This is a genomic window from Paenarthrobacter sp. TAF1, from assembly GCF_052113825.1.
In the GTDB taxonomy this organism is placed as follows: Bacteria; Actinomycetota; Actinomycetes; order Actinomycetales; family Micrococcaceae; genus Arthrobacter; species Arthrobacter nicotinovorans.
This window is the reverse complement of sequence record NZ_JBFRDO010000034.1, coordinates 1-15,232: the sequence shown is the minus strand read 5'-3', so window position 1 is coordinate 15,232 and position 15,232 is coordinate 1. Positions and strand designations below refer to the sequence as shown.

Sequence of the window (15,232 nt, the reverse complement as noted above, 5' to 3'; positions counted from 1 at the left end):
TGCTTGCTCACGTTCCGCGTGCTTGAGCCTGATGCTTGCTCACGTTCCGCGTGCTTGAGCCTGATGCTTGCTCACGTTCCGCGTGCTTGAGCCTGATGCTTGCTCACGTTCCGCGTGCTTGAGCCTGATGCTTGCTCACGTTCTCACCCTTTAGGCCGCTCTGGAATCACGACGGCGACAGCGGCCTCGGTTTGTCCACCCGCCTGAGCGCCAATCGCGCGGACGTAGACCGCCTGGCGTCCTGCCTTTTAGCGGTTCGATTCCTGACCGCGAATAGACCAAAGGCAGCATTGGCCCCACAGCCAAAAGTTGAGGGAGGGTTGGCGGGAAGCCTTAGGGATGTGAGTGAGCGTCGATGTGAAGCACGGGGGATGTGAGTGAGTGTCGATGTGAAGCACGGCGGATGTGAGGGAGGGTCGGCGGGAAGCCTTAGGGATGTGAGCGAGGGTCAGAAGTCGCGGCGGTTGGCCAGGACGGGGAGCTTCTGCCGGGCGTCGTCCACGACTGCGGCATCGAGGTCGGCGAAGATCAGGCCCGGCTCACCTTCGAGGGCTTCCAGAACCTGGCCGAAGGGGGACACGACGGCGGAGTACCCGACTCCCGTGGGGGCGGCACCCTTGGCTTCAATTCCCTGAGTGGCTGGATCACCCTGGCCGCAGGCGAGGACGAACGTAGTGGTGTCCACTGCGCGGGCACGTGCCAGGAGCTGCCACTGATCGGCCTTCCCCGGACCAGCTCCCCAGGACGCCGAAACGATGTTCACCACGGCACCGCGCTGGGCGTTGGCAGTGAACAGGGCGGGGAAACGGATGTCGTAGCAGGTGGCCAAACCAAAGGTGAGGCCGCCGGCGTCGAACGTCACGGGTTCTGTACCGGCCTCAACGGTGTCCGATTCAGCGAAGCCGAACGCATCGAAAAGGTGGATCTTGTCGTAGCTGGCGTCGACGCCGGGCCCGGTGGCAAGAAGGGTGTTGCGCACACGCGGAGCCCCGGACTCCGCAGCAGCGCCGGGCGTGAACATGCCCGCCACGATGACCAGCTGCAGTTCCTCGGCGATGGCACGGACACGGCCTGCCCAGGGACCGTCCAGCGGTTCCGCGATGTCCAACAGTGAATTGCCGAACGCGCGCATCATCGCCTCGGGGAAGACCACCAGGCCGGCCCCACCATCCTTGGCCCGTCGCGCGTACTCCTCCAAGAGACGCAGGTTTTCGGCCAGGTCGCGGCCTGAGATGACTTGGGCGAGTGCCACGCGCACGATAGAACCTCCACTTCTCTGCCTCCCAGTATGCCAAGGAACACAAAATCGCTGCCTCGAACGTCGTCATATGGGCTGCGGGCACTGCACATACCGGGCGTGGAACTAAACTTGCCTTCAATGGTTATGCCTATCTTTGACACAGCAGCTGCCGTCGACGCGTCGCGGCCACGACCCCTCGGACTGAGCACGCCCCAGCCCGGTCTTACGGATGCGGAGAGAACGCAAAACCAGGAAGTAAACGTCGCAGTCTTCGCACCGGACCTGGAACGGGTGGAGATCGTGTTCCAAGCGCCGGGCGAACCGTGGCGCGCCCGGATACTTCCCAACATCGAAGACGACGTGCATTTCGGGCTGGTGGGCGGCTTCCCTCCGGGCACGCGCTATGGTTTCCGCGCGGCGCCCTTGGAAGACGTGCTGCCCATGTCGGTTCCGGCGCTGGACCCGGATGACGACGGCGGACAGAGGCTCCTGCTCGATCCCTACGGTCGCGCCGTGGATCAGCATGGCGAGTTCCTGACGAGTGTCCACGTGGACACCGGCTTTGACTGGGGTGAGGACAAACCGCCCCGGACCCCCATGCGGACTTCGGTCATTTATGAGGCCCACGTCCGCGGCCAGACGATGCTTCACCCGGAAATTCCCGAGCACCTCCGCGGCACGTATGCCGGGATGGCGCACCCTGTGATGATCCAGCACCTCACCGAGCTGGGCATTACCGCCGTGCAGCTGCTGCCCATCCATTTCCACTTGGATGAATCGCACCTCCAGGACCTCGGCATGACCAATTACTGGGGTTACAACACCGCGGCCTTTTTCGCCCCGCATTCGGACTACGCCACGGAAGCTGCCCGCAACGCAGGTCCCCACGCTGTGCAGGACGAACTCAAGGGCATGGTCAAGCTCCTGCACGCGGCCGGGATCGAAGTCATCCTGGACGTGGTCTATAACCACACTGCCGAGGCCGGTCCTGACGGGCCGGCGCTGAGCTTCCGGGGACTCGGGGAGAAACGCTACTACCGTCATGACGCGCATGGCCGTTACCTGGACACCACTGGCTGCGGCAACACCTTGGATTTCAGCGACCCCGTAGTGGTGGACCTCGCGCTGGACTCGTTGCGTTACTGGGTCAACGAGTTCCACGTGGACGGATTCCGCTTCGACCTCGCCGTGACCTTGTGCCGTGACGCCGGAAACACCTTCGATCCCCAGCACCCCTTCCTGCAGGCCATCGCCGAGGATCCGGTGTTGTCGGCAGTCAAACTCATCTCCGAGCCCTGGGACGTGGGCTACGGCGGCTGGCAGACGGGCCGGTTCCCGCAGGGATGGTCGGACTGGAATGACCATTTCCGGGATGGCGTCCGCAGCTTCTGGCTTTCGGACCGCGCGGCCATCGAAGCCGGTGGCCAAGGAGGGTCGGTGGCGTCGTTGGCTGAGCTGATGGCCGGTTCCGCGAACCTCTTTGCGTCCTCTGGCCGCACCCGGCTGGCGTCGGTGAACTTCATCACGGCCCACGACGGCTTCACCCTCAAAGACCTTGTCAGTTACGACCGCAAGCACAATGAGGCCAACGGCGAGCAGAACCGTGATGGTCACGGCGACAACCGCAGCTACAACCACGGTGTGGAAGGCCGCAGCGAGAACGAGGCCATTGTGGCGGCGCGGGCGTTGTCCATCCGGAATTTGATGGCCACGCTGCTGATTTCAATCGGCGTGCCCATGATCACTGCCGGCGACGAACTCGGCCGCACCCAGCAGGGCAACAACAATGCCTACTGCCAGGACAACCCGACGGCATGGCTTGACTGGAGCCGCACACAGGAAGCCAACGCCATGTTCCGGACCACCCGGGAGCTTGTCAGGCTCCGCCGCTGGTTCCTTCGGCACCAGCCCGAGAGCTTTCCGGGCCAGGCCAACAATTCAAGCCTTCAGTGGTTTGATGACAAGGGCAAGCGGATGACACCGGCACGCTGGAACGATCCGGGCGTTCGTGCGGTCCAGCTGTTGATGGGTCACGAGGACAGCGAAATCCGTGGCCTGATCGTCGTGAACGGCAGCAACCAGGACGTGAAGATGGTGCTTCCGGAGATCCTGAGTGAAACAGGGATCGGCAAGCGCATGTTCGAACTCCGGTTCACCACGTCGGTGCTGCACGACCGCCGGAAGGGCGCGTTGGTTGCCTCCGGGGAGCGGGATATCCTGCAAGCCAATACGATCAACATTTACCGCACGTAGGCACCAACCACACAGGAGAACTCCGCATGAACCGCAGCCGCAGCAAACTCGTGGCATTCGCGGGTTTGGTGATCGCCGTCGTCGTGCTGGTGGTCGCGATGGTGGGTGGAGGCGCGCTGACGGCGCCCTCTTCCACACCAGGGGCCGGCGTCCAAACCACGACGCCGTCCGCAGGCTTGGTGCCGACCTCACCCGCCGCCGTGCCAAGCCGGACGACGGCGGCGGCAGCTGTGGAGAACCCGTCGGGCCTGCCGTCGATCAATGCCTCCCAACTGCCGAAGGAAGCCCGCCAAACCCTGGCCCTCATCGCCAAAGGCGGCCCGTATCCCTACGACCGGGACGGCGTGAACTTCGGCAACTTCGAGGGCCTGCTGCCCAAGAAGTCCGGCGGCTTTTACAAGGAGTACACCGTGCCCACCCCGGGAGAGTCGGATCGCGGCGCACGGCGGATCATTGTTGGCAAGGACGCTGCGAAGTACTACACGCCGGATCATTACGAGTCGTTCAAGTTCATCGTCGAGGACAAATAGTCGAAGACAACAGAGGAGCCCATGAAGATCTACTCAGCCGACACCTGGACCATGGAGGAACTGCAGGAGCAGGTATCCGACGCAGGCCGCAGGACAGTACTGGTCCCACCGGCAACCACCAAGCAGACAGTCCTTGAGGTCTTCGGCCAGGTCCTGGATTTCCCCGAGTACTACGGCGTGAATCTGGACGCCCTGAACGATTCCCTCCACGACTACGCGGACGCCCTCTCCGAGGACGACGGCAGCCCCGTCACGATGATCTGGCAGGTCCCCGCGGCATACCGCACGGATCGCTCCTTCGGTGTCGTCTGCGAGATCCTGCAAGACGCAGAGCGCTACGCCGGCCGCGACCTGGCAGTCATTGCGGTGTTCGAAAACTAACCCGCGAACCCGCCCGGGTCCTGCGGGCCCCACTGGGCAACAGCGGTCCGGCAGCGCTCGTCAAAGCGACGAAGGAGCAGCGCGCAGCGGATCAGTGTTGCCCAGCGGGTCACCGACGTCATTGCGCTTAGGCGTTCGCGATCAGCCCCAGTTCAGCTTTGGATGCAAGCGCGCTGTGCTTCGGGAACACGCGGACGGTGTAGCCGAACGAGCCCGAACGGTTGATGACCAGCGAGCCGTTGAAGAGGTGCCGCCCGTTGCCGAGGTCCTCTACGGAGTCCAGTTCCGCCACTACGATGTCTTCGAGTTCGTCGGATTCCTCGGCGCGGCCGAAGGCCACTTCCACGGAGACGTCGTCCGGAGTGAGGTTGTTCAGGGCGACGTAGGCGTTGACCTGGAGGCTGTCGCCGACCTGGGGTTCCTCGGAAACACCGACGGAGTCCACGTGTTCCACTACGACCTCGGGCCATGCACTGCGCACCTTGGACGTCCAGGCTGCGAGCTCCTTGGCTTCCTTGAATGATTCCGCAACCGCMCGGCGTCCGGAGACGGCGGCGGGGCAGTAGAGGTTGTTGACGTAGTCGTGCAGCATCCGCTCGGCGGAGACGGCCGGGCCGAGGTTGGCGAGGGTGTGCTTGATCATGGACACCCAGTGGGTCGGCACGGTTTCCTGGCTGGACTCGGACGGGCCTGCTGCTCCGGCGCCCTGGGCGACGGTGGTGCCGTAGAAGCGTGGTGCCACTTGGGTTTCCAGGAGCTCGTACAGTGCCGAGGCCTCGATGTCGTCGCGTTCGTCGGCGGATGCGCCGTTGTTGGCCGTCGGGATGGCCCAGCCGTTTTCGCCGTCGTACATTTCATCCCACCAGCCGTCCAGGACGGAGAGGTTGAGGGAGCCGTTGATGGCGGCCTTCATGCCGGACGTGCCGCAGGCTTCGAGCGGGCGCAGCGGGTTGTTGAGCCAGACGTCGCAGCCGGGGAACAGGGTGCGTGCCATGGCGATGTCGTAGTTCGGCAGGAACACGATCCGGTGCCGGACCTCGGGGTCGTCGGTGAAGCGGACCAGGTCCTGGATCATCTTCTTGCCGGCGTCGTCGGCAGGGTGTGACTTGCCGGCGATGACCAGCTGGATGGGATGCTTCGGATCCAGCAGCAGGGCCTTCAACCGGGCGGGGTCGCGCAGCATGAGGGTGAGCCTCTTGTACGTGGGTACCCGGCGTGCGAAGCCAATGGTGAGTACGTCCGGATCCAGGACGGAGTCCGTCCAACCGAGCTCGGCATCGGCGGCGCCGCGCTTTTTCCACGAAGCCCGGAGCCGGCGTCGGACGTCCTCGATGAGCTGTGCCCGCAGTTCGCGCCGGAGGCTCCAGACGTCTTCGTCGCTGACGTTGTAGGCCAGGTCCCAGCGTCCCATCGCCTCAGCTTCGGCGCCGAACTGGTGCCGGGCCAGGGAGGAGATCCGCGGGTCCACCCAGGTGGGAACGTGGACGCCGTTGGTCACGGAGGTGATGGGAATTTCGGAATGGTCGAATCCCGGCCACAGACCGGAGAACATTTCGCGGGAGACCACGCCGTGGAGCTTTGCCACACCGTTGGCGCGCTGCGCCAGGCGCAGGCCCATCACGGCCATGTTGAACACGGAGGGGTTGCCGCCGTCGTAGTTTTCGCGGCCGAGTTCCAGGATGCGTTCGGTGGGGACGGCAGGTGCCAGTCCGGCGTCGAAGAAGTGCTTGATCTGGAGGGACTCAAAACGGTCGATCCCGGCCGGCACCGGCGTGTGCGTCGTGAAAACGGTGGACGCACGGCCGGCAGCAAGGGCCTCGTCCCAGGTGAGGGGCTCGTTGGGGTCGGACATGGCTTCCTGGATGCGTTCGATCCCCAGGAAACCGGCGTGTCCCTCGTTGGTGTGGAAGACCTCGGGCGCGGGCGTGCCGGTGAGTGCCTGGTAGACGCGCAGGGCCTTGACCCCGCCCATGCCCAGCAGGAGTTCCTGCTGCAGGCGGTGGTCGCCGCCGCCGCCGTAGAGGCGGTCGGTGATGCCGCGGGCGGCTTCATCGTTCGACGGGACGTTGGAGTCCAGCAGCAGCAGCGGAACGCGTCCGACGTCGGCACGCCACACGTGCGCGTGCAGCTCGCGGCCGTTGGGCAGCGGGAGGGAGATCTGCACCGGCTTGCCTTGGGCGCCGTCCTTGGCCGGGTGGCGGAGCAGGGTCAGGGGGAGACCGTCGGGGTCCAGCACGGGGTAGGTTTCCTGCTGCCATGCATCGCGGGACAGTGACTGCTTGAAGTAGCCGGCCTGGTAGAGGAGCCCGACGCCGATCAGGGGCACACCGAGGTCGGAGGCGGCTTTGAGATGGTCGCCGGCGAGGATGCCGAGGCCGCCGGAGTACTGCGGGAGAACTTCGGTGATGCCGAATTCGGGGGAGAAGTAGGCGATGCAGGCCGGTGCATCTTCGCCGAGGCCCTGGTACCAGCGCGGTTCGCTGAGGTAGCGGTCCAGGTCGGCTGCGGCGTGCTGTACGCGGTCCACTACCTCGCCGTTGTTGGCCAGATCCTGTAGCTGCTCGCGGCTGATTGATCCCAGGAGAGCGATGGGGTCGTGCTGCGAGGCCTCCCAAAGAGCCGGGTTAAGGCTCGCGAAAAGTTCCCTTGTTGGCCGGTGCCAGGACCAGCGCAAATTGGTCGCCAATCGGGCCAGCGGCCGGATGGGCTCGGGGAGGACGGTACGGACTGTAAACCTTCGAATAGCCTTCACGAGCGCCACACTAACGGACTCCCATGGCAGTCGGAACTGCATTGGGTTTCTTTTAGGTAAAAGTCATCTTGCGTCAAGGAGAAACCTCGTTTGCTTAGCATTCTGTGATTTTTGTCGCTAACGTCATGGTTGTGACGAAAACTGCGCGAACCACCACCGTTCTGAATTCCAAGACGACCTCGGACATCACCGCCGGCCTTCGCTTCGGGCGGTTCCCCATCACTGCCGTGCAGCCGGTGGTTGAGGGTGGCCGTTTCCCCGCGAAAGCGTTGCCTGGCGAGGATCTGGTGGTCGGAGCCACCGTCTTCCGAGAGGGGCATGACCAGCTGGGCGTCTCCGCCGTGCTTCTCGATCCCCGGGGCAGGGAGCGCCAGCGCGTGCGACTGCACCCGGCCCAAGGCGAGCAGTGGAAGGGCCTGGACCGCTGGGAGGGCCTGATCACCCCCAGCGGCACCGGCGCCTGGTCCTTCGTCATTGAGGCATGGCATGACCGCTACGGCACCTGGCACCACAATGCCGAGGTGAAGGTCGCCGCGGGCATTGACGTTGAGTTGATGCTCGCCGAAGGCGCAGCCCTCCTCGCGGGAGCAGCCGACGACGCCGGTCGCACCGGCGCTGAAAAGCGCACCCTGCGTGCCGCTTCCGTCGTGCTTTCCGATACCACCAAGACAGCCGAGGAGCGCCTTGGCGCCGGCTTCAGCCCTGAGGTGCTGGCCGCCGTCGGGCGTCTTCCCATCCGCGAGCTGGTGACCGTTTCGGAGCGCTTTCCGCTTCAAGTGGAGCGCGACCTGGCGGGGCGTGGTTCCTGGTACGAGTTCTTCCCGCGTTCTGAAGGCGCCGTCCTGGACCACTCCACCGGGGTGTGGACGTCCGGCAACTTCCGCACGGCGGCCAAGAGGCTCGACGCCGTCGCGGACATGGGCTTCGACGTCATCTACCTGCCGCCCATCCACCCGATCGGTGTCCAGCACCGCAAGGGCCGTAACAACACCTTGACTCCGGGGCCGCAGGATCCCGGTTCGCCATGGGCGATTGGTTCCAAGGACGGCGGACACGACGCGATCCACCCGGAGCTCGGAACCTTCGAGGACTTTGACGCTTTCGTGGCCCGGGCCAATGAGCTTGGCCTGGAAGTGGCCCTGGATTTGGCGTTGCAGGCAGCTCCGGACCACCCCTGGGTCACGTCAAACCCGGAATGGTTCACCACCCGCGTGGACGGCTCGATCGCCTACGCCGAGAACCCGCCAAAGAAGTACCAGGACATCTACCCCCTGAACTTCGACAACGACCCCGCGGGCCTCTCCAAGGAGATCCTGCGCATCGTGCAGTTGTGGATCAGTCACGGGGTCAAGATTTTCCGCGTGGACAACCCGCACACCAAGCCGGTGTGGTTCTGGGAATGGCTGATCGGCAAGATCAATAAGAAGAACCCCGAAGTCGTATTCCTTGCAGAGGCCTTCACACGCCCGCCCATGATGCATGCCTTGGGCAGGGCCGGATTCCAGCAGTCCTACACGTACTTCACCTGGCGGAACACCAAGACCGAGCTGGAGGAGTACTTCCACGAAGTCAGCCACGTGAGCCCGGCATACTTCCGTCCGAACTTCTTCGTCAACACCCCGGACATCCTTACCGAGTACCTGCAGTACGGCGGACCCGCGGCCTTCCGCATCCGGGCCGTCCTTGCAGCGACGGCCAGCCCGCTGTGGGGCGTCTACGCCGGCTACGAGCTGTACGAACACGTGGCCCGCCCCGGCGCGGAAGAGTACATCGACAACGAGAAGTACGAGTACAAAGCCCGGGACTGGGACGGTGCCGCCGAATCCGGCCGGACGCTGGCCCCGTACATCACACGCCTGAACACCATCCGCAAGGACCACTTGGCGCTGGGGGATCTGCAGAACCTGACCATCCACCGCAGCACCGATGACGCCACGATCGTCTACTCCAAGCACAAGACGTTGGCTGACGGTACCAAGGACACCTTGATCATGGTGGTCAACGTGGATCCGCACAGTGCCCGTGAAAGCACCGTTTCACTGGATCTGGCGGCCTTGGACCTTGACCCGGCCGATCTCAACGAAGACGGGCTCTTCCGTGTTGACGACCTCATCAGCGGCCAGAGCTGGTGGTGGGGCGAGCACAACTATGTCCGCCTCGATGCCCACGTTGAACCGGCACACGTCCTGAGCATCCGGAGGCAGCCTTAGTGAGTTTTTCTCCGCAGAATCCCAGCCAGTACTTCACCCCGAAGAACACCTTCGAGTTGAACGCCCCCGGCCTCCAGCATGATCCGCTCTGGTACCGGAAGGCAGTCTTCTACGAGGTACTGGTGCGGGCTTTTGCGGATGCCAACGGGGATGGTTCCGGCGACTTCCAAGGCCTGATCGACAAACTGGACTACCTCCAGTGGCTGGGCGTTGACTGCCTCTGGCTGCCGCCGTTCTTCCATTCCCCGTTGCGCGATGGCGGCTACGATATCGCGGACTACACCTCGGTGCTGGACGAATTCGGTACCATCAGCGACTTCAAACGGCTGGTGGCCGAGGCCCACGCCCGTGGCGTCCGGGTGATCATCGACCTTCCGCTGAACCACACGTCTGACCAGCACCCCTGGTTCCAGGAGTCCCGCAAGGATCCCACCGGTCCCTACGGTGATTTCTATGTCTGGAGCGACACGGACGAGAAGTACCAGGACGCCCGCATCATCTTTGTTGACACGGAGGAATCGAACTGGACCTTCGATCCCATCCGTCGGCAGTTCTTTTGGCACCGGTTCTTCAGCCACCAGCCGGACCTGAACTTCGAAAACCCAAAGGTCATCGAGGCTCTCTACGACGTCATCAGGTTCTGGCTGGACCAGGGCATCGACGGCTTCCGGGCTGACGCCATTCCGTACCTCTTCGAAGAGGAGGGCACTAATTGCGAGAACCTGCCGGCGACCCACACCTTCCTGCAGGACCTGCGCCGGATGGTGGATGCGAACTATCCGGGCAGGGTGATTATTGCGGAGGCCAACCAGCCTCCGCACGAAGTGGTGGAGTATTTCGGGACAGAAGAAGCGCCCGAATGCCACATGGCCTTCCACTTCCCGATCATGCCCAGGCTGTACTACGCACTCCGTGACCAGAAAGCCGCGCCGATCATTGACACGCTGCGCGATACGCCGGAAATCCCGCGGGGTGCGCAGTGGGGTACTTTCCTGCGTAACCACGACGAGCTGACTCTGGAGATGGTGCCTGCGGAGGAGCGTGCGGCCATGCTTGGCTGGTACGCGCCGGATCCACGCATGCGGGCCAACATCGGTATCCGCCGCCGTCTGGCACCGCTCCTGGACAACTCCCGCTCCGAGATCGAGCTCATCAATGCGCTGCTGCTGTCCCTGCCCGGCAGCCCGTTCCTGTACTACGGGGACGAAATCGGCATGGGCGACAACATCTGGCTTGATGACCGCGATGCCGTCCGCACCCCCATGCAGTGGAACCCGGACCGCAACGCCGGGTTCTCCTCGGCGGACCCGGGCAAGCTGTATCTTCCGGTAATCCAGTCGCTGGTCTACAACTACAGCATGGCCAACGTCGAGGCCGAAGCCGCACACTCAGGCTCCCTGCTCCGGTGGACCCGGCAGATCCTTAGTGTCCGGAAGAACCACCCGGTATTCGGCTTGGGCGGTTTCCGGCACATCGAGGCCGACCACGAGGTGGTGTTGGCCTACGTACGTGAGCTTCCTGCAGGAAACCCGGAAGGGGAAGACGCGGAAACCATTCTCTGTGTCTTCAACCTCTCGCAGCACCCGGTCGCGGCAACGTTGGATATTCCCGAGTTCGCAGGCCGCGGCTTGCGCGATATTTTTGGCGGCCAGCCTTTCCCGGCCGTCGGTGACAACGGTCACCTGACCGTGATGCTGGGCAGCCACAGCTTCTACTGGCTGCGGGTACGCTCGGCATTTTCGAATCCCTCGTCGCCTTTTACCCAGGCGATTCCAGTGGTGACCTCCAAAGGATGAGATGAACAAGGAAAACTTGAACCCCTCCATTGAAGGACTTCTGCGGACCTGGCTTCCCGGCAAACGCTGGTTCCCGGTCAAGAGCCCCGACTTCGCGTTGGAGCAGGTGGGCGGCTTCAGACTTCAGGGCAGCGGCGACGCTGTGTTGGAGGTCCTGGTGCTGGCCGTCACCCACCGGACGGCCGACGGCGGTCCCCGGACCGATGTGGTCCAGGTGCCGTTGAGCTTCCACAGCCAACCGCTTGTGGATGCGCCTTCGGCGCTTTTGGGCGAGTACACGGATCCGGAACTGGGCCTTCGTTTGGTGTACGACGCCGTCTACGACTCCGAATTCGTCACGGCGTGGCTGCAGCTCATGCGCAGCGAAGGGAATGTTGGTTCAGCCCGCGGCCACCTCACCCGTGGCCGCGTCCCGCTCCCGGAAAACCCGGTGTCCGTGCGGGTCCTTTCCGGCGAACAGTCCAACACGTCCGTCATAATCGACGACGGCGACTCGGCGGCGATCGTCAAGATCTTCCGGGTGCTTTCGCCCGGCCGGAATCCCGAGGTTGAGCTGGGTGCGGCGCTGACCGCTGCAGGGACCAGCGAGGTTCCCGCGACGCTGGGCTGGATCACGGGCTCGTGGAATGAACCGGCGTCGAAAGACGGTGCAGTGGCCACAGGTGAGCTGACAGTCGCGCACGAATTCCTGCTCGGCGGCCTGGACGCCTGGCGTCTGGCTGTTGATGCCGCCGCGGCCGGCAACGACTTCACCGCTGAAGCGCGGGGACTCGGCAACGCCACCGCCACGGTTCACGCCAGGCTGGCGGAAACCTTCGGCACCCATGACGGCCAGGAACAGGGCCCGGACATCATCGCCGCTGTTGCCCGGCGGGTCCGGCAGTCGTGGGCTGAGGCGGCGTCCGCCGTCGGGCCCTATGACGCAAACGTTGAAGAACTGCTGGCGGCCCTGGAGCCCCGGGCCGTGGGACAGCTGCAGCGCGTCCACGGTGATCTCCACCTGGGCCAGATCCTGCGGGTTGCCGGAAACGGGGCGCAACCGGGCCGCTGGGCGATCCTGGACTTTGAGGGCGAGCCGCTGCGGACGATCGACGAGCGGAACACCCCTGATCTTCCGCTCCGCGATGTCACCGGCATGTTGCGCTCGTTCGACTACGCCGCCGGTGCCGCGACCAGGGAGAATCCTGACGCGCAGGTACCGGAGACCTGGGTGGATGACTGTGCTGCCGCTTTCCTTGAGGGGTACAGCGAAGTCACCCCGGGAACCATTGACCTCCAGTCGCCGCTCTTTGTGGCATTGTGGCTGGACAAGGCCTTATACGAGGTGGTGTACGAGCTGCGTAACCGGCCCGACTGGTTGTCGATACCGGTGAACGCATCCCGACGGATCCTCGACAACACAAGCCGCGGCAAGCATGCGGCAGCAACAGCGGAAGGTAATGACATGACTGGCTCAGCACGTACCGAACGGCCCCGAGTTCCCTTGCATGTGGACTCCGAGACCTTGGAACGCGTGGCGGCCGGCGCTTACCACGCGCCGCATTCGGTCCTTGGCGCCCACCTCGATGACCACGGCCACGTGACCATCAGGACAGTGAAGCACCTGGCCAAGTCCGTCACCGTGGTGACGGAGACCGGCCGCACCCCCATGGAACACGAGTCGCACGGAGTATGGACTGCGGTCCTGGAACCGCTGCAGGCCGGGCATGTGCCGGACTACCGTTTGGAAGTGGTGTACGACGTCGAACCCGTCACCATCGATGACCCCTACCACTACCTGCCCACTGTGGGTGAGGTTGACCTGCACCTGATCGGCGAAGGCCGCCACGAACGGCTCTGGGATGTCCTGGGTGCGCACGTCCAGCACTACCGGTCCGCCTTGAGCGACGTGGATGGTGTTTCCTTCGCTGTGTGGGCGCCGAATGCTCAGGCTGTCCGCGTGAAGGGTGACTTCAACGGTTGGGACGGACGCTCGCACGGAATGCGCTCGCTGGGGTCCTCGGGCGTCTGGGAGCTCTTCATTCCAGGTGTTGTAGCAGGGGCGTGCTACAAATACGAGATCCTGACCAAGGCGGGTCAGTGGATCGAGAAAGCCGACCCGCTGGCCTTCGGGACCGAGGTCCCTCCGCTCACGGCATCGCGGGTAGTGGACGCCAGCTACCGCTTCAAGGACGCGGACTGGATGGCTGCCCGGGCCAAGCGGGATCCGCACAACTCGCCCATGAGCGTCTACGAAGTCCACCTGGGCTCCTGGCGGTTGGGCCTGGGCTACAAGGAACTTGCCAAGGAACTCGTCGAGTACGTGAAGTGGCTTGGCTTCACCCACGTTGAATTCATGCCCGTCGCCGAGCACCCGTTCGGCGGCTCATGGGGTTACCAAGTGACGTCATACTTTGCCCCGACCTCACGCTTCGGGCATCCGGATGAGTTCCGGTTCCTGGTGGACTCGCTCCATCAGGCCGGTATCGGCGTCCTTCTGGACTGGGTCCCTGCCCACTTCCCCAAGGATTCCTGGGCCCTGGCCCAGTTCGACGGCCAGCCGTTGTACGAGCACTCCGATCCGGCGCTGGGCGAACACCCGGACTGGGGCACGCTGATTTTCGACTTCGGCCGCAGCGAGGTCCGGAACTTCCTGGTGGCCAACGCGCTGTATTGGCTCGAGGAGTTCCACATTGACGGCTTGCGCGTGGACGCCGTGGCCTCCATGATCTACCTCGACTACTCCCGCGAGGAGGGTCAGTGGCGCCCGAACAAGTTCGGCGGCAGGGAGAACCTGGAAGCCATCTCCTTCATGCAGGAAGTCAACGCGACGGTCTACAAGTCACACCCCGGCGCTATCGTCATTGCCGAGGAGTCCACCGCATTCCCCGGCGTTACGGCACCCACCAACCACGGCGGTCTGGGCTTTGGCCTGAAGTGGAACATGGGCTGGATGCACGACTCCCTGAAGTACATCTCCGAAGACCCCATCAACCACAAGTGGCACCACGGCACCATCACCTTCTCGCTGGTTTATGCGTTCACGGAGAACTTCCTCCTGCCCATCAGCCATGACGAAGTGGTCCATGGGAAGGGCTCCATGCTGCGCAAGATGCCGGGCGACCGCTGGCAGCAACTGGCCAACCTTCGTGCCTTCTTCGCATACCAGTGGTCGCACCCCGGCAAGCAGCTCATCTTCATGGGTACTGAGTTCGGCCAGGAAGCGGAGTGGTCCGAGCAGTACGGACTGGACTGGTTCCTCTCGGACATTCCGGCCCACCGCGGCCTGCAGCTCCTGGTCAAGGACCTCAACGAGGTGTACGCCGCCACGCCTGCGCTCTACGAGAAGGACAACGAGGCCGGCGGGTTCCAGTGGATCAACGGTGGCGACGCGGACCATAACGTCCTCACCTTCATCCGCTGGGGCAACAACGGCAAGCCGCTGGTCTGCGCGGTGAACTTCTCCGGCGGTCCGCACCAGGAATACATCCTGGGTGTTCCGCTGGCGGGGGAGTGGACCGAAGTCCTGAACACCGATGCCGAAGCATATGGCGGGTCAGGTGTGGTGAACGCCGGTTCGCTGAAGGCCACTGCCCCCGGCACGGACGGGCAGCCGGCGGCGCTGTCCGTCACGCTGCCGCCGCTCGGAGCATCCTGGTTCACGCCGGCTGAGTAACGCTCCTCCAGTTCCCGCGTGATTGGGCCCGACGCCCGCTCACATAAACCGGTGTTTCCAGGCAACGCTCCCTCACTGCGGCGGGGGAGCGTTGCCTGCTTTCGTGGGCCCAGGGAGTCCATCGGATAAGGGCTTTGCCAACCCGGCAGAGTGTGTGTATAGTTAATACCCGCGCTGCTCCACGAGTTGAGATCGCAAGCTGACAAGAAACCGCAAGGAAAAATCAAGTCAAGCTTGCCGATTTGACTCGGAGGGAAGCAGCCGGTAAGTTTGGAAAGTTGCTCCGGAGCGATCCTGGACCCTGTGGGGTGTGGGTGGTGCCGGTTGTGTCTGTTGTTTGAGAACTCAATAGTGTGCCAAGTTTGTTGATACCGATTGTTTTATTGATTGGTTGAAATTTTGCCAGGTTGCTGCT

Annotated in this window: 8 protein-coding genes; 6 read left to right on the top strand and 2 right to left on the bottom strand. The window is 63.8% G+C overall.

Going from position 1 to position 15,232, the window contains the following annotated elements; genetic code table 11:
- Positions 1–448 precede the first annotated feature (448 nt).
- Complete coding sequence (locus AB4Y81_RS21210) at positions 449–1,258, bottom strand: carbon-nitrogen hydrolase family protein (RefSeq protein WP_189076104.1); 810 nt, start codon at positions 1,256–1,258, stop codon at positions 449–451.
- 120 nt (positions 1,259–1,378) lie between these two features.
- Between AB4Y81_RS21210 and glgX the strand changes: the two genes are divergently transcribed.
- From glgX to AB4Y81_RS21195, 3 genes are read left to right on the top strand one after another with little or no spacing between them, the layout of a single operon-like run.
- Entirely contained in the window at positions 1,379–3,493 is a 2,115-nt protein-coding gene (gene glgX / locus AB4Y81_RS21205; RefSeq protein ID WP_039239791.1) for a glycogen debranching protein GlgX, read from the top strand.
- A gap of 26 nt (positions 3,494–3,519) precedes the next feature.
- Positions 3,520–4,023: a ribonuclease domain-containing protein gene (locus AB4Y81_RS21200; protein WP_431230163.1), complete on the top strand. Its 504-nt coding sequence runs from the start codon at positions 3,520–3,522 to the stop codon at positions 4,021–4,023.
- A 21-nt stretch (positions 4,024–4,044) separates the two neighbouring features.
- On the top strand, positions 4,045–4,404 hold the full coding sequence (locus tag AB4Y81_RS21195) for a barstar family protein (RefSeq protein WP_039239795.1): 360 nt from the start codon (positions 4,045–4,047) through the stop codon (positions 4,402–4,404).
- Between the two features lie 127 nt (positions 4,405–4,531).
- Here AB4Y81_RS21195 and glgP read toward each other — a convergent pair whose 3' ends face one another.
- Complete coding sequence (gene glgP, locus AB4Y81_RS21190) at positions 4,532–7,156, bottom strand: alpha-glucan family phosphorylase (protein ID WP_179128366.1); 2,625 nt, start codon at positions 7,154–7,156, stop codon at positions 4,532–4,534.
- Positions 7,157–7,281: 125 nt separating this feature from the next.
- Here glgP and AB4Y81_RS21185 point away from each other — a divergent pair, with 125 nt between their 5' ends.
- From AB4Y81_RS21185 to AB4Y81_RS21175, 3 genes are read left to right on the top strand one after another with little or no spacing between them, the layout of a single operon-like run.
- Positions 7,282–9,366 (top strand): alpha-1,4-glucan--maltose-1-phosphate maltosyltransferase, encoded by a 2,085-nt coding sequence (locus tag AB4Y81_RS21185; protein ID WP_318253798.1) that lies wholly within the window; start codon positions 7,282–7,284, stop codon positions 9,364–9,366.
- Entirely contained in the window at positions 9,366–11,162 is a 1,797-nt protein-coding gene (treS, locus tag AB4Y81_RS21180; RefSeq protein ID WP_018777880.1) for a maltose alpha-D-glucosyltransferase, read from the top strand. Before AB4Y81_RS21185 ends, treS begins: the two co-directional genes overlap by 1 nt.
- Before the next feature lies 1 nt (position 11,163).
- Positions 11,164–14,817 (top strand): 1,4-alpha-glucan branching enzyme, encoded by a 3,654-nt coding sequence (locus AB4Y81_RS21175; protein WP_441996906.1) that lies wholly within the window; start codon positions 11,164–11,166, stop codon positions 14,815–14,817.
- Positions 14,818–15,232 lie beyond the last annotated feature (415 nt).